The organism is Fictibacillus sp. WQ 8-8, from assembly GCF_024494405.1.
Lineage (GTDB): Bacteria > Bacillota > Bacilli > Bacillales > Fictibacillaceae > Fictibacillus_C > Fictibacillus_C marinisediminis.
The window spans coordinates 295,998-313,413 of sequence record NZ_JAMXKG010000006.1 but is presented as its reverse complement, the minus strand read 5'-3'; the positions used below and the strand labels follow the sequence as shown (position 1 = coordinate 313,413).

The window sequence follows — 17,416 nt, the reverse complement described above, 5'->3', positions numbered from 1 at the left end:
TTTTAACGGAAAGTAGGGATAATGAATGCTGCTTAATATTTTGCTCGGCTTACTTATTTTTGGATATGCAGGCTTCACCATTTTCCGATTTGTAAAAAAGAGCAAACAAGGAAAATGCGCAACCTGTGCATTGAAGAAAGGCTGCCAGTCCGCATGCAGTGATATGATGGATGATAAAGTTGCCTTTTCAAACTACAATAAATAACTTTCAAAGCATTCCATGTTCTTCATGGGGTGCTTTTTTTGTGCCGTTTGACGATGGAATTGAGCGAAAATCTAAATTGAGCCAATCGGATGATTAATTGATTCTAATTCGAAATAATTGAGCCAAACTAGCGCTTAATTGTAACTAACTGGAAATTCAGACTTTTTCACTTGCGATACAGCCCCCCGTACCCAAAGAAAAAGACTTAAGGGTCCTGCTTCTTGTTGAGCAAACCTACGCTTATCTCAATAGATTGAAAAATGTGTCAATTACTTAGCAATTCTCATCTTGTACTGCATAGGATAAAGTAACCAACCCTTTTTCAATTCAAAAGCGGGTGGTTCTTTTATCAATTGATCCGATTTCATTCAAATAAAATAATGAGCCAATTAAAAAAGAAGGAGGGGAAATAATGAGCGAGGAAGCTAAAAACAATTTTGCCGTTTCTCAAGAGAACTGGTCCCTCCACCGCAAAGGCTATCAGGATCATCAGAGACACATGGAAAAGGTCCAGGAGGCCATTAAAAACAACCTGCCAGATCTAATCAGTGAAGAAAACATTATTCTATCCAATGGGCGTGATGTTATTAAAATACCAATCCGTTCCCTGGATGAATACAAAATCCGATACAATTATGAGAAGAATAAGCATGTAGGGCAGGGTGACGGTGACAGCCAGGTAGGAGACGTGGTGGCGAGAGATGGGAACGGAAACCAGGCTGGAGCTGGAAAGGGCAAAGGCCAGGCAGGCGACAAGCCGGGAGCCGATTATTCGGAAGCGGAAGTATCACTTGCAGAGCTTCAGGAATTTTTGTTTAAAGAGCTGGAATTGCCGGATTTAAAACAAAAAGAACAGGACAATATCGTTCTGGAAAAGGTTGAGTTCAACGATATTCGCAAGACTGGATTAATGGGGAACGTAGATAAGAAACGCACCATTCTAACTGCTTTTAAGCGCAATGCCTTAAAAGGAAAACCGGCAATAGCACCCATTTATAACGACGACCTGCGTTTTAAAACCTGGAATGAAGTCGTAAAACCGGAATCAAAAGCTGTAGTCCTTGCTATGATGGATACATCAGGATCAATGGGGATTTGGGAAAAATACATGGCAAGAAGTTTTTTCTTTTGGATGACCCGTTTTTTGCGTTCCAAATACGAAACAGTGGAAATTGAATTTATTGCTCATCATACAGAAGCGAAAGTTGTAACAGAAGAAGATTTCTTTTCAAAAGGGGAGAGCGGGGGAACGATTTGTTCGTCAGCTTATCGTAAAGCCCTGGAATTAATTGAAACAAAGTATTCACCATCACGGTTTAATATTTATCCTTTTCATTTTTCAGACGGCGATAATCTGACAAGCGACAATGCTCGTTGCGTTAAGCTTGTGCAGGAAATTATGGAGCACAGTAATATGTTTGGATATGGCGAGGTCAATGCCTATAACCGCCATTCCACTTTGATGAGTGTGTATAAAAACATCACAGATCCTAAATTCAATTATTATATTCTTAAAGAAAAAGCAGATGTATATCATTCCATGAAAAGCTTTTTCAGAAAAAGAGAAGCAGCAAAATAAGCTGCTAACCCATTATCCATGTATTGGATAATGGGTTTTCTTTTATTATGCAGGAAAGTTACATATAACTAATTCATAACCAAATGGGAGGGGACGGAGTCGTTGAATGTTATTCGAATCATGAAGCAGATAGTGTTAGCGGTTATTCTATCTGCTGCTGTGTTGTGCATCTCCCCTAAGATCGCAAGTGCCACGTGGTTTGAACCGCTTAAGGTGCATTTTTTAGATGTCGGGCAGGCGGATTGCATCCTGATTCAGATGCCGAATGGGAGAAGTATGCTTGTTGATGCCGGCGATGAAAATGATGGACCTGAGATCATCCGGTACTTGCAAAGCCAGGGAGTTGTAGACATAGACGTTTTGGTGGCCACGCATCCTCACCATGACCATATCGGATCGATGGACGATGTGATCCGCAATTTTAATGTGAAAAAGATTTATATGCCCAATCTTCCGTATGATACCGCTTATTATCACGATCTTTTCAAAATTATTAACGAAAAGAACATCCCGGTAGAACGTGCCAAGGCAGGAACCAAATTCCGTTTTGGTTTTTCGGTGAAGGTTGATATGCTTGCACCTGGTTCTGCTTATTATAAATACATTAATGATTACTCTGCGGTCTTAAGAATTACACACGGGAAAAACCGCTTTTTGCTGATGGCTGACGCTGGAATGGAATCGGAAAAGGAACTGCTGTCATCCAAAAAGGATTTAAAAGCAAATGTCATTAAAATAGGTCATCATGGAGCAAATACGGGAACAACGATGGCGTTTTTAAAAGCAGTCCATGCGAAGACAGCTATGATCTCGGTAGGAAACAATAATCCCTATCATTATCCATCAAAAGAAGTGCTGTTCCGTCTGGAAAGACTGAATATGACCATCTACAGAACCGATCAGCTCGGAGTCATAACGGCTATCAGCAACGGAAATAAAATTACGTTTCGAACGAACGGATTTAAATAAGGCAGCCTGCTTTGGGCTGTCTTGTTTTTTTGTGATTTTGTAGGTTAAGGTAGGATAAAATATAGTTTGCATAGGAGTAATGTCTAGCTCCAGCGCTTGTCGGATTTTAGCTGGGCACTTGCGTTTTTCTAAAAAAGGCTTCTCCCTTGCACTTTTGGGGCAGGGATAAGAAAATAAAGATATGAAAAGGGAGGATGGGAAGCAAATGATAAAAGCTGTAGTCTTTGACTTTGATGGGCTTATCTTAGATTCGGAGACGAGTGTATATAATGCCATTCAAGAAATTTTTACTGAGCATTCTTGCAATATGCCCTTAGAGTTATGGCAGCAATGCATCGGAACAAAAGATTTTCTGGATCCCTTTGAATACCTTGAAGAACAAATCAACAAGAAGGTCGATAGAAAGGGCTTGCGTGCCAAGCATCATGAGCGGGTACTATCCATGCTCGAGGGTGAAAAACCCTTGCCGGGAGTGGAAGACTATCTTGAAGCTGCTAAAGAACTCGGTCTGAAAATAGCATTGGCAACCAGTTCCTCACGTCAGTGGGTAACGGGGCACCTGGAAAAATTAAATTTGCTTTCCTATTTTGACTGCCTTAAAACAGCGGATGATGTGGAACATGTAAAACCAAATCCGGCACTGTATTTGGAAGCCGTAAAATGCCTTGGGGTTAAACCCAATGAAGCGATCGCGTTTGAGGATTCGGCAAATGGAGCGAGAGCAGCAAAGGCAGCAGGGCTTTATTGCGTGGTCATTCCAAATGAAGTAACAAAGGGACTTGTATTTGGAGATGTAGATCACCAGATGGAATCATTGGCAGAAGTACAGTTGAAGGAACTGATGAACAGATTCTGATGATCAAAATCCAGGGGGTCAATCACCTAACTTTTGCTGTTGAAAATTTAAGCCAATCGCTGATTTTTTATCAAAATATATTAAAAGCTGAGCTTGTTCACAGAGGGCGGACTGACGCATATCTCGAGTGGGGGCCAGTGTGGATTTGTTTACTGGAACGGGGAGAAGCTAAGAAAGCGGATAGGGTATCAGCAGGTATAGACCATGCGGCTTTCACTGTACTTGAAGCAGATTTTGATCAAGCAGTTGAAATCCTTATAGCTAACGAAGTAAAAATTATCAGAGGCCCTTTAGAACGAGGCGGAGGACGCTGCGTTAATTTTTTGGATCCTGATGGCATACAGCTGGAGCTCAACACAGGCTCTTTGGCTGAGAGAATGAGCAATTGGATCTGATGCATGAAAAAGGATAGGAGTGAATCCATTGAGCGAAGTTGATGTTTCCAAATTTGAAAAGAAGATTGAGCTTAGGAATATACAATACAATGATATAGATGAAATACTTGAATTGCAGAAAACTTGTTTCCCAGATCACATGGAGCCGTGGAAGCGCGAGCAGCTTGAAAGCCATCTGGACATTTTTCCTGAAGGTCAGTTTGTAGTTACATACGAGGGAAAAATCATTGGCAGCTGTTCAAGTCTGATCGTTAACTTTGATGAATATGATGACCAGCATACTTGGGACGAGATCACTGATGAGGGGTACATTACCAACCATAACCCCAATGGCTATAACCTATACGGCATAGAAGTTATGGTCCATCCGGAATACCGAAGGATGAAGATCGGAAAGCGTCTTTATGAAGCGAGAAAAGAACTGGCTGAAGAGTGGAACCTGAAAAGTATTATCCTTGGTGGACGCATTCCTAACTATTACAAACATTCGAGTGAAATGACGCCGAGAGATTATGTAAAAGAAGTGATTCACCACAATATCTACGATCCGGTACTGACGTTCCAGCTGATGAATGGTTTTACTGTCATGAGGATCAACCGCCATTATCTTCCGGATGATAAACAGTCTAAAGAGTATGCGACTTTAATGGAATGGAATAACGTTGATTATCATCCGCATAATACGAGAAGGCATTTTAAAACGAGTGAACCGATCCGTATCACGGCTATTCAATACATGATGAAAACCATCGGATCGTTTGAAGATTTTGCTACACAAGTAGAATATTATACAGATGTTGCAGCCGATCAGGGCTCTGACTTTGCGGTCTTTCCTGAACTCCTGACAACTCAGCTTTTATCATTTTGTGAAGAAAAAAGCCCTAGCCAAGCCATCAGGCGTTTAACAGAGTTTACAGAGGATTACATTGAGCTCTTTACTAATCTCGCTGTCCGTTATAACGTTAATATTATCGGCGGCTCCCACTTCGTTGAAGAGGATGGAAACATCTATAATGTGGCGTACTTATTCCGCAGAGACGGGACAATCGAGAAGCAGTATAAGATCCACATTACGCCGAATGAAAGAAAATGGTGGGGGATTACACCTGGGGACAAGGTACAAGTATTTGATACAGATTGCGGTAAGATCTCCATTCTGATCTGTTATGATATCGAGTTCCCTGAATTGTCACGAATTGTTACAGACATGGGAGCTAACATTATCTTCACGCCGTTCTGTACAGAAGACAGACAGGGGTATGTCCGGGTAAGATACTGCTCACAGGCAAGAGCAGTTGAAAATGAGATCTACACTGTCATAGCAGGAACGGTCGGCAACCTTTCCCAAGTTGAGAATATGGATATCCAGTATGCGCAGTCTGGAATCTTTACGCCTTCTGATTTCGCTTTCCCTCGGGACGGAATTGTTGGTGAGTGCCATCCGAACATCGAAACAGTGGTGGTCGGGGACGTTGACCTTGAGATCTTGCGCAGACAGCGCAAGACAGGAAACGTCACTCAGCTCCGTAACCGCAGACTGGATCTTTATGAAGTGGTTCAAAAGAGTAAAAGTAAAGGTTGAAAAAAAATAAAGCGGCAGGAAATTCCCTGTCGTTTTTGCTTATAAATTTTTATTTACCGGGAAATATTGTCGCAGGACATCAGATCATAAGGCAAAAGATAACGGCGTGTCGAAAGCAGTTTTCGTGGCTTTAGCACTGCGTTATAATAAAAATGCTATTGAGAATTTCCCGAATGAGAAGGGAAAACATGCTCGGTAAAGAATTATAGAGGGAGTAGACCCGCACCTAAAAGGAGGAGATTCCGTAATGAACTGGAAGACTGCATATGAAAAATGGCTGAATGAACCGAATCTTGGCGAAGAGCTTCAGCTTCAGCTCGAGAAATTAAAAGAAACGGAAACCGGCCTTGAGGATTCCTTTTATAAGAACCTCGAATTTGGCACCGGAGGTATGAGAGGCGAAATCGGCCCTGGTACGAACCGTATGAATACATATACAATCCGCAAGGCGTCAGCAGGCCTTGCAAGTTTTATTGAATCACAAGGGGAGAAAGCAAAGGCGAGGGGTGTGGTCATCGCCTATGACTCAAGGCATAAATCACCTGAATTTGCGATGGAGGCTGCAAGTACATTAGCATCAAAAGGAATTCTAACCTATGTATTTGAAAGCTTGAGACCAACACCTGTGCTTTCTTTTGCGGTCCGCTATTTAAAGGCGTTCAGCGGAATCGTCATTACAGCCAGCCACAATCCTCCTGAGTATAACGGATACAAAGTATATGGAGCAGATGGAGGGCAGCTTCCACCGAATGAAGCGGATCTCTTAACAGAAAAAGTTGAAGAAATCGAAAATGAACTGGCTATCTCTGTTGTGCCTGAAGAGCAGTTAAAAGCGGAAGGGCTCATCCAAATGGTCGGAGAAGAAATTGATGAGGCTTATCTTGAGCAATTAAAAAGAATTACCGTAAATCCGGATCTCGTCCATGAGATGCAGGATTTGAGCATTGTATTTACACCTCTTCATGGGACTGCCAATCACCCCGTAAGGAACGGACTTGATGCCATCGGCTTTAAAAATGTTACTGTTGTAAAAGAGCAGGAACAGCCAGATCCGGATTTTTCTACTGTAAAATCACCTAACCCTGAGGAGCATGCAGCATTTGAACTTGCTATTGAATATGGAATAGAAAAAGATGCAGACATCCTGCTTGCTACCGACCCTGACGCAGATCGTGTTGGTGTAGCGGTGAAAAACCTGGAAGGTGAGTATGTTGTTCTTACAGGCAATCAGACAGGTGCACTCATGCTTCATTACCTTCTTTTACAAAAACAGGCTCAAGGCTCGCTCTGCCCTAAAGGGGTTGTGCTTAAAACCATCGTAACGTCAGAGCTGGGAAGAGAAATCACGAGCTCGTTTGGCCTGAAAACCATCGATACACTCACCGGATTTAAATTCATCGGTGAGAAGATTAAGGAATATGAGAAGACAGGAGAGCATACTTTTCTGTTTGGATATGAAGAAAGCTACGGATATTTAATAGGGGATTTTGTGCGCGACAAGGACGCCGTACAGGCCTGCCTCCTTGCTGCTGAAGTTGCAGCTTTCTATAAGAAACAAGGGAAAACCATGTATGAGGGCCTCTTGGATGTATTTGATACTTATGGATATCACTTAGAAGGCCTTGAATCATTAACGCTAAAAGGCAAAGCAGGAGCCGAACAGATCCACCATATATTAGACTCGTTCAGAGCCAGTCCCCCAGTGGAAATGGCGGGTAAAGAGATATTGTTTGTTGAGGATTACAGCACAGGGACGAGAACCAAGCTGGCATCTAAAGAGGAAAGCAGCATTCACCTGCCAGCATCCAACGTCTTAAAATATGTATTGCGTGACGGTTCATGGTTCTGTTTGCGGCCTTCAGGGACAGAACCGAAGATCAAGTTTTACTTTGCCGTCAAATCAGACTCCTTCAGCAGCAGTGAAGCCTTGCTGCGTGAGCTGAAGACTGACGTTATGAATCACGTCCATCAGCTTATTGCAGCAGCCCAGTAAAAATAGTAAAAAGCAGTCCCGGGATCCGGAACTGCTTTTTTCAGATCAGGAACAATAACAGGGAGATTTCATATGGATAAACAAGACAGGAAAGCAACGATTGATTCTAGGTACATCCAGCAGCATCTGGCCAATGAGCGGACATATCTCGCTTGGATTCGGACGGCCATTGCTATGGCTGGCATAGGGTTTGTATTCTTAAATCTTCACTTTACAATGCAGATCAAAGTTTTTCGGATTGAGGATCAGGTGGTGGCAGCTGTTGGGTTTATCGCTTTTTTGCTAGGAATGGCTACCATTATCTTTGCGACTGTCGATTATTTCAATAAACGAAAACGAATCAATGATCAAACGTTCCAGTCACCGATTCGAATGGTTTTTGTGGTTTCAATTTCCCTCGTTATTGTCATGAGTATTCTGATGGTAAGTTATTTTCTCATGCGGAATATTCTATAAGTAACTGAAACGTTTGACTGTATGGTTCTAATTCTGTAAAATTACTTATTATCTATGCATTGGGGTGATTGATTTGGGAAGTATCGTATCAGCGAACTAGCAGAATTAGCAGGCGTTTCAAAAAGAACCATTGATTATTATACAAAACTAGGCCTGTTAAAGGCTGAACGTTCCCAATCCAATTATCGGTTTTACAGTGAAGAAGCCCTACAGCAGCTTACGTGGATCAATTATTATAAGAAACAGCATCTGCCTTTAGAGAAGATTAAAGAAAAAATGGCATCATTCAATGAAAATGCGGGACAGTATGCAGAAACGATGCAAAAAGTCGATATGCAGCTCAACACACTTGAAAAAGATGTTCAGGATTTAAAGCCTCTTCTTCAACAGCTAAACAAGGAGCAATTAAAACTTGCTGTTAAACATATGCCTGCCGAACGTGCAACTTTACTTCACAGCCTTTTATTGATTATTGGAGAAACGCCGCTTATTTAAGGGAACGCCGAAAGTATCCAGTAAAATAAATCAGGAGGTGACATCTTTATCTCTCCAATTATACGAGAGAATAAAGAGTCTATTTGGACATATTTAAGTTATTCGTAGTAGCATTACTGATTGTACTAACCGCTTTTTTTGTGGCCGCTGAATTTGCGATCGTAAAGATCCGCCGCACAAGAATCGACCAGCTTGTAGAAGAGGGGAACAAAAAAGCCATTGCAGTGCGTAAAGTGCTGTTAAACCTGGACGGTTATCTATCAGCCTGCCAACTGGGAATTACAATCACCGCTTTAGGGCTTGGTTGGCTTGGGGAGGGTACTCTCCATCACTTGCTTCAGCCGGTTTTTGAACAGCTGAGCTTGAGTCCTGCGCTTACTAAAACGGTCACTTTGATTCTTGCTTTTGCCATTATTACTTTTCTCCATGTTGTACTTGGTGAGCTTGCACCTAAAACCTTTGCCATTCAAAAAGCAGAGGAGATCAGCCTGATGCTGTCAGGGCCGCTGATCTTGTTCTACAGAGTCCTGTATCCAGTCATCTGGGTGCTAAACGGAAGTGCGCGGCTTTTAACAAAAATGTTTGGGCTGTCTGCCGTTTCGGAGCATGAAATGGCCCACTCTGAAGAAGAGCTTCGGCTGATTCTTTCAGAGAGTTACAAGAGCGGAGAAATTAATCAGTCAGAGTATAGCTATGTGAATAAAGTCTTTGAATTTGATGACCGTATTGCTAAAGAGATTATGGTACCGCGTACGGAAATCGTTTGTTTATATATTAATAAGTCAATTGAAGAAAATCTTTCCATCATTACGAGTGAAAAATATACACGTTATCCAGTCGTTGATGAGGATAAAGACCATGTGGTTGGCATGGTAAACGTAAAAGAAATATTCTATGACCTGATGTCGGGTGTGGAAAAATCATTGGAGAGCTACTTGCGTCCTATTTTAACCGTGATTGAAACCATACCTATTCAGGAAACCTTAGTGAAGCTTCAGAAACAGCAGGTCCACATGGCCGTCCTCATGGATGAATATGGGGGAACTGCCGGTCTGCTTACAGTTGAAGATATACTTGAAGAGATCGTCGGGGAAATCAGGGACGAATTCGATACAGATGAAACCCCGATGATTTTAAAAGTGACCCCTAGAGTTACCGTGCTTGATGGGAAAGTTCTGATTTCTGAAGTGAATGATCTGTATGGCCTTGATATTGATGATTCCGATCTCGATACGATCGGAGGCTGGATGCTTTCTCAAAACTCCGATATTGTTGAAGGGGATGAGATTGAGTATGAAGGCTTGATCTTCAAAGTAGTGGAAATTGACGGCCACCAGATCAAACGCATTGAGGTTAGTAAAATAGAAATCTCGAAGGATATAGAGGGATCAGTAAAAGCCCCTGAATTAGTTACCGATTTAGAGTAACACATTCATATGAAGTGCCCGCTGTCTAAATAAGATGGCGGGCACTTTTTTATGGTTTAGGATTTAAAAATATGGAAATGGAATGGATAAGTGTAAGTGTACTTGTAGCAAATGCCACAGATAAGATGGTGATGAGAGAGTAGAAAAACATGCCCTCGCCCATAAAATACAACCCTGACAAAATAACGGCTGCATCAATAATGAAGATGATGACTCCTACGTTAAGAGAAGAACGTTTAGAAATAAAAAGTGCGAGAAGATCCGTCCCGCCTGTACTTGTTTCGTATCTGAGCATAATGCCGATACCCGTGCCAATCAGTAAGCCGCCGGTGATGGCGCTTTCCATAACTGGAAGATGTATAAATCCCTTGAGAGGCAGGAGCAAATCAATAACAAAAGAAGAAATGAGCATTCCGTGAATACTGTTGATAAAAGAGCTGCGGTCAAATTTCCAGACCAGAAAATAAATCGGTATGCTCAGAAGAATAATGGTCATTCCTACCTTAAACCCCCACACATACTTCAACAGCAGGCCGATACCAATCATGCCGCCATCTAATAAATGAAAGGGCAGGATAAACACATTAATACCGATTCCCATTAAAAAACTGCCGATGAAAACGGCTGTCATCTTTGCAAGCATCATTTGCCTCCTGTCCCTCTTTTTACTACTTTATGAAGCGGGACAGGGATCAATTACTGCACAAAAACTGCCTAAGTATTATTTTTTGGATAAAATGGAATCAAACTCACTGGAGTTTACCATATTTATACTAAATTGATTTTTTAGTTCTTCCAATTGATTCATCGTTTGTTCAAATTCCTCTTCTTCTTCTTCCATATATCGTTTAAAAAAATAAATAGAGTCATCTTTCGTAATTAAAAGAAGTTTGATCTCAAGTTCCAATGGCTGTTTCCCTGAATCTTCATCACTGAACAAAATTCCTCCTGGTGATGTTTCCTTTTGGCTGAGATACATTGTACCTTGTGACGTATGCGTTTTGGAGAATTCAAGTATGTCATCGAATGACTCAGCTTGTCTCATTGAACTCATCCCTTCTACAGGTTTATCTATTCATTTTTCCCGCAGCAAGAAAAATTTAAACAACTGTTTAATCGATAAATATCAGCGGTTGCCCGTGATGTTTGTCCACACCAAAGTACCTTCTCCTGCATCTACTATTAGTACCATCGGTTGGTAATAAAATCGGTGATGAAAGGAGAGTAAGTCATGGGTTTTGGTTTTGATGGCGGAGACGGCTTTGGCCGCCGCCGGAGAGATACGTTTAGAAGAGAAGCAATTGCGCTAATTAACGAACGTGTACAAGTAGATACCGTAAACCAGACATTCCGCGGAAGATTGGTTGCAGTTGGCCGGGATGTCATCGTACTGCGTGTAAGAAGAAACAATTGTACATTCCGCGTTGTTATCCGTATATGCGAGATTGTAGCGATTTTCCCGATCTAACTGGGTTTCGACAGTTAAAAAACATCCTTTTTTCAGGGATGTTTTTTATTTTTTTCTGACGTTTAAAACCGCGTTGTTGCTTAGTTTATCAAAGAAATATATCTAGTTAGCAATTATTAACTTTGACAAACATTTTATAAAGAATATACAATTAGATTATTGTGTTAACGATTACAAACAACAAGAGGTGATATACATTATGAAAAGAATTGGACTAGCATGGCAGATTCTTATCGGTTTGATTCTGGGTATCGCGGTCGGAGCTATTTTTTACGGCAATCCTGGAATTGAAAAGTATTTGCAGCCAATTGGAGATATCTTCATCAGGCTCATTAAGATGATTGTCATTCCGATTGTAGTTTCCAGCCTAATTGTCGGCGTTGCCGGTGTAGGTGATATGAAAAAGCTGGGTAAACTCGGCGGAAAAACTATTCTTTATTTTGAGATCATTACAACGATTGCCATCGCTGTTGGGTTGTTGGTAGCAAATATCTTTAAGCCTGGTGCAGGCGTAGATATGAAACATTTGAGCAAAACAGATATCGGGAGTTATGTAGAAACAGCTAAAACCGCTGGTGAACATGGATTTGCGGAGACATTCGTTAATATCGTTCCTCAAAACTTGTTTGAATCTCTCGTGCACGGTGATATGCTTGCTATTATTTTCTTCTCGGTAATGTTCGGACTTGGTGTGGCAGCAATTGGTGAAAAAGGTCAGCCGGTTCTGAGGTTTTTCCAAGGTACAGCAGAAGCGATGTTTTACGTGACCAACCAGATCATGAAGTTTGCTCCATTCGGGGTTTTTGCACTGATTGGTGTTACGGTATCCAAGTTTGGTGTTACATCCTTGATCCCATTAAGCAAGCTTGTTATTCTTGTGTACTTGACTATGGCGTTCTTTGTTATAGTGGTACTCGGGCTCGTTGCAAAAATTGCGGGTGTTAATATATTTAATATTTTCAGAATATTAAAAGATGAACTGATCCTTGCGTATTCAACATCCAGCTCAGAAACGGTTCTTCCGAAATTAATGGAGAAGATGGAGAAGATGGGCTGCCCGAAAGCCATCGCGAGCTTTGTTATCCCAACAGGGTATTCCTTTAACTTAGATGGTTCAACTCTTTATCAGGCTATCGCGGCATTGTTTATCGCTCAAATGTACGGGATCGACATGCCGATCTCCTCTCAGATCACACTGCTTCTCGTGCTGATGGTAACATCTAAAGGAATCGCAGGTGTTCCTGGAGTATCGTTCGTCGTCCTCCTTGCTACATTGGGAACAGTTGGCATCCCGGTAGAAGGTTTAGCGTTTATTGCTGGTATCGACCGTATCCTTGATATGGCAAGAACCGCTGTTAACGTAGTTGGTAACTCTCTCGCTGCGATCATCATGTCCAAGTGGGAAGGCCAATTTGATAATCAAAAAGCTGAAGCGTATATCAACGAAGTTAAACAAGCATCATAAAAAGAAGCTCCTGCAAAAGCAGGAGCTTCTTTTTTCATTTAATAAGGCTTATTGCTTAAAGTATCAATAAAAAACTGCTATAATTGAAATATACCATAAGAGAAACTTATTACTAGAGGGGGAGTGCTGTTGGAATCACTACAACAACAACAAACGGCTCATAAGAAAATTACAAAGACCAATCTTTTTAAAAGGGTAATTTTTATAGCCCTGGGGGCATTGCTCGTAGCTACAGGCCTTGAAATTTTTCTCGTTCCCAATCAGATCATTGATGGGGGAATCGTCGGTATCTCCATTATTTTGTCTCATTTAACAAAGCTGAATCTTGGCTTGTTTCTTGTCGTGTTAAACATTCCATTCTTTTTCCTCGGTTACAAGCAAATCGGAAAAACCTTCGCCATTTCTACATTATTCGGTGTCATTATCATGTCTATTGGAACATCCTTTCTTCATCCTGTACCCGTTTTAACCGATGATCCTTTATTGGCCGCAGTATTCGGCGGTGTTATTTTAGGGGTGGGCGTCGGTATGGTCATCCGTTATGGAGGATCTCTTGATGGAACAGAAATTTTAGCCATTTTATTCAATACTAAAACACCTTTTTCTGTTGGTGAAGTGGTGATGTTCTTTAACATCTTCATTCTTGCAAGCGCAGGGTTTGTATTTGGATGGGACCGCGCTATGTATTCCTTGATCGCCTACTATATCGCTTTTAAGGTCATAGATGTTACCATTGATGGATTTGATCAGTCTAAATCTGTATGGATCATCAGTGATGAACATATGAGGATAGGCGAAGCCCTTCTTGCCAGACTTGGCCGTGGTGTAACTTATCTGAATGGGGAAGGTGCATACTCCAGAGACGATAAAAAAGTTATTTTTACCGTAATCACCAGGCTGGAAGAAGCGAAACTGAAAAATATCGTCAATGATATTGATCCGACGGCCTTCTTAGCGGTGGGAAATATTCATGATGTAAAGGGCGGCAGATTTAAAAAGAAAAATATTCACTGATACTGTTGTCCAAGGTTTGGAATAGGGTATCATTTAAACAAGATATATGATTAGACAGGGTTGTGAAAATAGTGCTTGGAGTAAAACAGGATAAAACCAAAAGAGGATTCTTTTTAACCTCAGTTCAGATCATCGTTCTTTTTTATCTTATTTCTGTCATCATTGCGACAGGTGTATTAAGTTTGCCGGCATTTCACAATCCTGGCGTCTCGGTGACGTTTGTTGATGCTCTGTTTACGGCAGTCAGTGCGGTGAGTGTCACCGGCCTTTCGGTTGTAACCATACATGAGACCTTCAACTCTGGCGGTGTCATTGCCTTGGCGATGATCGTCCAAATCGGCGGTGTCGGTGTGATGACGATGGGAACAGCGGTGTGGATATTGCTTGGAAAGAAAATCGGGATGAGAGAGCGGCAATTAATCATGACCGATCAAAACCAGTCCACACTGTCCGGACTTGTAAACCTCATGAGACAAATCCTTGGCTTAATTATGATTATTGAGTTCATTGGTATGGTTCTTTTTACTGTTCTGTTTTTAAAGTACTATCCGTCCTGGAAAGAAGCGTTATACCATGGTTTCTTTTCATCAGTTACCGCAACGACCAATGCGGGCTTTGATCTTACGGGCCAGTCCTTAATTCCATTTAAGGATGATTATTTCATTCAGCTGTTGACCATGATTTTAATTACAGCTGGCGCTATAGGCTTTCCAGTGCTGATCGAAGTAAAGAATTTTATAGCCGAAAGGAAATACAAGGAACGATATAACTTTACGCTGTTTACTAAAATTACGACGGTCACTTTTTTTATCCTTGTCGTAATGGGGACGGTGGGAATCTATGTGTTTGAAGCAGGACATTTTCTTGCCGATAAGACATGGCATGAAACGTTATTCTATTCTCTGTTCCAGTCGGTGACAACGAGGAGCGGCGGGCTCTCGACAATGGATATGAATCATTTTTCAACACCCACGAATCTATTTCTGAGCGCAATGATGTTTATCGGCGCTTCGCCAAGCAGTGTAGGGGGCGGGGTCAGGACAACTACCGTTGCCGTAGCTTTTCTTGCTATATGGTTCTATGCAAAAGGCCGGAATTCAATAAAAGTTTTTGGCCGAGAAGTGATGACTGAAGACGTTCAGAAGTCTTTTATCGTTTTGATTGTGGCATTTCTGATTTGCAGTTCGGCCTCACTGTTTTTGGCAGTAACCGACCCGCTGCCTATCGAAAAAATTGTGTTTGAAGTATGTTCGGCATTTGGGACGACAGGTCTAAGTTTAGGAATTACACCTGACTTGAGTACGGGAGGAAAGATAATCCTTATGGTGCTCATGTTTATCGGAAGGATCGGCGTTCTTTCCTTCCTATTCATTATCCGCGGAAAGACGGTTGTGGAGCATTTTCATTACCCAAAAGAAAAAATAATCATCGGTCAGTAAAAATCATATTGAAAAGAGGAAGACTAATAATAGTCCTCCTCTTTTTATTTTTTGGCTCTTTTCTAAAAGATTTTTGCTTTAGGAACAAGTAAAGAACCTTCATTGATAAGTTGATTGGAGTGGAAGGTGCGAGACTCCTGCGGGAGCAGCGGGACAGGTGAGACCCACAGGCGCCATGCGCCGAGGAGGCTCACCGCACGCCCCGCGGAAAGCGAGCCTCCTGAAACGGAAATCAACTACTCCTAAGAGCAACAAAGGTTACGAAAACAGCCTATTTTTTTAGTTAATGAATAACTTTGTAGAAGAGCCAACATGCCAGAGCAATCCAAATTATGATGACTAACACTCCGGAAATCCAATAGGAAGGTTTGCCGGTATTATTATGGTTGGCTGCTTTTTCTCGGCTATCCATAAGGACCTCAGCTGGAAGCAGCCGGATTGCAAACCATATTCCAATTGGAAGAAGAATTAAATCATCCAGGTAACCGACTACAGGAATAAAGTCAGGGATTAGATCTATGGGACTGAAAGCATAAGCAATGACAATAAGCAGCACTATGCGTGCCGGCAAAGGAGTCTTTGGATTCCGATAGGCAAAATACAATACAGCGATATTCTGTTTGAATGATTTGGCTATTTGTTTCCATTTAATAATGAATGATTTCAATTCTTTCACCTTCTTTTGAAAGATGGGAATATCAAAAGCTCTCCATAAATGAAACAACTGTTGCGATTTTTGTTGCAACAATTGTTATTTATGTTATTATGGCAACATGATATCTAAATAATATAAGGTGTGAACCCTATGGAAGAAAACAGGACATGGTATTTGTTTTCATATAAAGTTCCTGCAGAGCCTTCTACTCTGAGAGTAAGGATCTGGCGGAATTTAAAAGCACTTGGTGTGCTGTATATCCAGCAATCAGTATGTCTGGTGCCCAAAACACCCGATATTGAAAATAAGCTGGCTAAATTAAGAACGTTGATTGGTGAGCACCGCGGAGAGTCTTTTATGGTTGAGATCGTAAAGTTCTCTCATTACTCACAGCAAGAACTCATACAATTGTTTAATGCGCAGAGAGCTATGGAGTATGAGGAACTGCTTGAAAGCTGCAGCCGCTTCTTGCAAAGTATCAAAGACGAAATCAAAACAGGCCAGGATCAATTTGGCGACATCGAAGAAAATGAAATGGAACTCATGCGCTTGAAAAGGTGGCACAGAAAGATCATGAAGAGAGATTATTTCAAACATGAGCTTTCCTTCCATTCTAAAGAATGCCTGAAGAGATGTGAAGAAAAGCTGTATTCTTTTTCAGAAGCAGTCTATGAGCTTGAGGGAGCTTATCACGCGGAATGATGATGATCGTATTAATTGTTTCTCTCTTATTGTTGCTTTTCCTGTGTTATGGCATCTTGCCAACTGTTTTGATCAGGACCTTCTCGTTACGTATTATGAAGTCCGGAGATAAGGATTTCAGGATTGTACTGACTTTTGATGATGGCCCGCACCCCGTCTACACTGAGAAGCTGCTTGATCTTCTGCGGTCATACCATGCATCAGCTGCTTTTTTTGTCGTAGGAGAACGGGCACAAAGGTATCCTCATCTGGTAGAGCGGATGAGTAAAGAAGGACATGCTGTTGGAATTCACCACCAGACTCATTCAAACAGCTGGTTTTTACTTCCGCATCGCCTGCATGAAGAAATATCAGGCTGTGCTCAATCGATAAAAAAAATTACAGGGAATACCCCGATGTATTATCGCCCGCCCTGGGGCCGTTTTAATCTTTTTTCACTCTCTGCTTCAAGGGCGTACAAGACCATTATGTGGTCATCGATTAATGAAGACTGGAAGGCATCACAGGGAAAAGAAAAATTGGCAGAACGGCTGAAAAAAGATCTTGGTGGGGGACGGATCTATCTGCTTCATGATAGCGGAGACAATCCGGGAGCGGATGATGAGGCACCGGCGGTTATGCTTGAAGCTCTGCGTGAATTTCTAGAGTTTGCGCAGCAAAAAGGGTACCGGTTTGTGTCACTTGAAGAACTTAAGAAAAACAATGAACGAGGTTAA

Annotated in this window: 19 protein-coding genes and 1 pseudogene; 17 read left to right on the top strand and 3 right to left on the bottom strand. The window is 41.6% G+C overall.

Annotation, left to right across the window (positions count from 1 at the left end; genetic code table 11):
- Positions 1-25 precede the first annotated feature (25 nt).
- From M1K46_RS15840 to M1K46_RS15795, 11 genes and pseudogenes are all read left to right on the top strand, one after another.
- On the top strand, positions 26-205 hold the full coding sequence (locus M1K46_RS15840) for a FeoB-associated Cys-rich membrane protein (RefSeq protein WP_053355628.1): 180 nt from the start codon (positions 26-28) through the stop codon (positions 203-205).
- A 412-nt stretch (positions 206-617) separates the two neighbouring features.
- The gene (gene yhbH, locus M1K46_RS15835) at positions 618-1,784 is read left to right on the top strand and encodes a sporulation protein YhbH (protein WP_053355627.1); all 1,167 of its coding nucleotides are present in this window, start codon (positions 618-620) and stop codon (positions 1,782-1,784) included.
- A gap of 102 nt (positions 1,785-1,886) precedes the next feature.
- Positions 1,887-2,753 carry a ComEC/Rec2 family competence protein gene (locus M1K46_RS15830; RefSeq protein ID WP_256226723.1) on the top strand — a complete coding sequence of 289 codons (867 nt, stop codon included), beginning with the start codon at positions 1,887-1,889 and terminating at the stop codon, positions 2,751-2,753.
- Positions 2,754-2,958: 205 nt separating this feature from the next.
- Positions 2,959-3,609: an HAD family hydrolase gene (locus M1K46_RS15825; protein ID WP_256226722.1), complete on the top strand. Its 651-nt coding sequence runs from the start codon at positions 2,959-2,961 to the stop codon at positions 3,607-3,609.
- 2 nt (positions 3,610-3,611) lie between these two features.
- Entirely contained in the window at positions 3,612-4,004 is a 393-nt protein-coding gene (locus M1K46_RS15820) for a VOC family protein (protein ID WP_256226783.1), read from the top strand.
- 28 nt (positions 4,005-4,032) lie between these two features.
- Positions 4,033-5,586: a bifunctional GNAT family N-acetyltransferase/carbon-nitrogen hydrolase family protein gene (locus M1K46_RS15815; RefSeq protein WP_062236828.1), complete on the top strand. Its 1,554-nt coding sequence runs from the start codon at positions 4,033-4,035 to the stop codon at positions 5,584-5,586.
- A gap of 247 nt (positions 5,587-5,833) precedes the next feature.
- A complete protein-coding gene (locus tag M1K46_RS15810) occupies positions 5,834-7,579 on the top strand; it encodes a phospho-sugar mutase (RefSeq protein ID WP_256226721.1) in 1,746 nt (581 codons plus the stop codon).
- Positions 7,580-7,651: 72 nt separating this feature from the next.
- On the top strand, positions 7,652-8,035 hold the full coding sequence (locus tag M1K46_RS15805; protein WP_062236822.1) for a YidH family protein: 384 nt from the start codon (positions 7,652-7,654) through the stop codon (positions 8,033-8,035).
- An 87-nt stretch (positions 8,036-8,122) separates the two neighbouring features.
- Positions 8,123-8,305, top strand: a pseudogene (locus M1K46_RS25860) (MerR family transcriptional regulator); the annotation flags it as partial.
- 6 nt (positions 8,306-8,311) lie between these two features.
- On the top strand, positions 8,312-8,530 hold the full coding sequence (locus M1K46_RS15800; protein WP_053355621.1) for a hypothetical protein: 219 nt from the start codon (positions 8,312-8,314) through the stop codon (positions 8,528-8,530).
- An 83-nt stretch (positions 8,531-8,613) separates the two neighbouring features.
- The gene (locus M1K46_RS15795; RefSeq protein WP_053355620.1) at positions 8,614-9,957 is read left to right on the top strand and encodes a hemolysin family protein; all 1,344 of its coding nucleotides are present in this window, start codon (positions 8,614-8,616) and stop codon (positions 9,955-9,957) included.
- Positions 9,958-10,006: 49 nt separating this feature from the next.
- On the opposite strand, the gene M1K46_RS15790 is transcribed toward M1K46_RS15795, so the two are convergent.
- Positions 10,007-10,600 carry a YitT family protein gene (locus M1K46_RS15790; protein WP_053355619.1) on the bottom strand — a complete coding sequence of 198 codons (594 nt, stop codon included), beginning with the start codon at positions 10,598-10,600 and terminating at the stop codon, positions 10,007-10,009.
- Positions 10,601-10,678: 78 nt separating this feature from the next.
- On the bottom strand, positions 10,679-11,002 hold the full coding sequence (locus M1K46_RS15785; RefSeq protein ID WP_062236814.1) for a hypothetical protein: 324 nt from the start codon (positions 11,000-11,002) through the stop codon (positions 10,679-10,681).
- Positions 11,003-11,188: 186 nt separating this feature from the next.
- Here M1K46_RS15785 and M1K46_RS15780 point away from each other — a divergent pair, with 186 nt between their 5' ends.
- The 4 genes from M1K46_RS15780 to M1K46_RS15765 all read left to right on the top strand — a co-directional run bounded on the left by M1K46_RS15780 (position 11,189) and on the right by M1K46_RS15765 (position 15,343).
- The gene (locus tag M1K46_RS15780; RefSeq protein WP_091007016.1) at positions 11,189-11,425 is read left to right on the top strand and encodes a DUF2642 domain-containing protein; all 237 of its coding nucleotides are present in this window, start codon (positions 11,189-11,191) and stop codon (positions 11,423-11,425) included.
- A 199-nt stretch (positions 11,426-11,624) separates the two neighbouring features.
- Entirely contained in the window at positions 11,625-12,890 is a 1,266-nt protein-coding gene (locus tag M1K46_RS15775) for a cation:dicarboxylate symporter family transporter (RefSeq protein WP_091007014.1), read from the top strand.
- Positions 12,891-13,019: 129 nt separating this feature from the next.
- Complete coding sequence (locus M1K46_RS15770; RefSeq protein WP_305585545.1) at positions 13,020-13,904, top strand: YitT family protein; 885 nt, start codon at positions 13,020-13,022, stop codon at positions 13,902-13,904.
- A gap of 71 nt (positions 13,905-13,975) precedes the next feature.
- Positions 13,976-15,343, top strand: coding sequence for a TrkH family potassium uptake protein (locus M1K46_RS15765; RefSeq protein ID WP_256226719.1), 1,368 nt, complete (start codon positions 13,976-13,978; stop codon positions 15,341-15,343).
- A 283-nt stretch (positions 15,344-15,626) separates the two neighbouring features.
- Here the strand turns inward: M1K46_RS15765 and M1K46_RS15760 are convergent, their stop codons facing one another.
- Positions 15,627-16,019 (bottom strand): YkvA family protein, encoded by a 393-nt coding sequence (locus tag M1K46_RS15760; RefSeq protein WP_254781561.1) that lies wholly within the window; start codon positions 16,017-16,019, stop codon positions 15,627-15,629.
- A 129-nt stretch (positions 16,020-16,148) separates the two neighbouring features.
- On the opposite strand from M1K46_RS15760, the gene M1K46_RS15755 reads away from it, so the two are divergent.
- Positions 16,149-16,700 carry a Chromate resistance protein ChrB gene (locus tag M1K46_RS15755; protein WP_256226718.1) on the top strand — a complete coding sequence of 184 codons (552 nt, stop codon included), beginning with the start codon at positions 16,149-16,151 and terminating at the stop codon, positions 16,698-16,700.
- On the top strand, positions 16,697-17,416 hold the full coding sequence (locus M1K46_RS15750) for a polysaccharide deacetylase family protein (RefSeq protein WP_256226716.1): 720 nt from the start codon (positions 16,697-16,699) through the stop codon (positions 17,414-17,416). The genes M1K46_RS15755 and M1K46_RS15750 overlap by 4 nt, the downstream gene beginning before the upstream one ends.

Bases quoted from the DNA above. Each gene is read 5' to 3' on its own strand.
- M1K46_RS15790 (WP_053355619.1), bottom strand. From the start codon at position 10,600: ATGCTTGCAAAGATGACAGCCGTTTTCATCGGCAGTTTTTTAATGGGA.
- M1K46_RS15780 (WP_091007016.1), top strand. From the start codon at position 11,189: ATGGGTTTTGGTTTTGATGGCGGAGACGGCTTTGGCCGCCGCCGGAGA.
- M1K46_RS15750 (WP_256226716.1), top strand. From the start codon at position 16,697: ATGATGATGATCGTATTAATTGTTTCTCTCTTATTGTTGCTTTTCCTG.
- M1K46_RS15775 (WP_091007014.1), top strand. From the start codon at position 11,625: ATGAAAAGAATTGGACTAGCATGGCAGATTCTTATCGGTTTGATTCTG.
- M1K46_RS15755 (WP_256226718.1), top strand. From the start codon at position 16,149: ATGGAAGAAAACAGGACATGGTATTTGTTTTCATATAAAGTTCCTGCA.
- M1K46_RS15785 (WP_062236814.1), bottom strand. From the start codon at position 11,002: ATGAGACAAGCTGAGTCATTCGATGACATACTTGAATTCTCCAAAACG.
- M1K46_RS15810 (WP_256226721.1), top strand. From the start codon at position 5,834: ATGAACTGGAAGACTGCATATGAAAAATGGCTGAATGAACCGAATCTT.
- M1K46_RS15800 (WP_053355621.1), top strand. From the start codon at position 8,312: ATGGCATCATTCAATGAAAATGCGGGACAGTATGCAGAAACGATGCAA.
- M1K46_RS15840 (WP_053355628.1), top strand. From the start codon at position 26: ATGCTGCTTAATATTTTGCTCGGCTTACTTATTTTTGGATATGCAGGC.
- yhbH (WP_053355627.1), top strand. From the start codon at position 618: ATGAGCGAGGAAGCTAAAAACAATTTTGCCGTTTCTCAAGAGAACTGG.
- M1K46_RS15825 (WP_256226722.1), top strand. From the start codon at position 2,959: ATGATAAAAGCTGTAGTCTTTGACTTTGATGGGCTTATCTTAGATTCG.
- M1K46_RS15805 (WP_062236822.1), top strand. From the start codon at position 7,652: ATGGATAAACAAGACAGGAAAGCAACGATTGATTCTAGGTACATCCAG.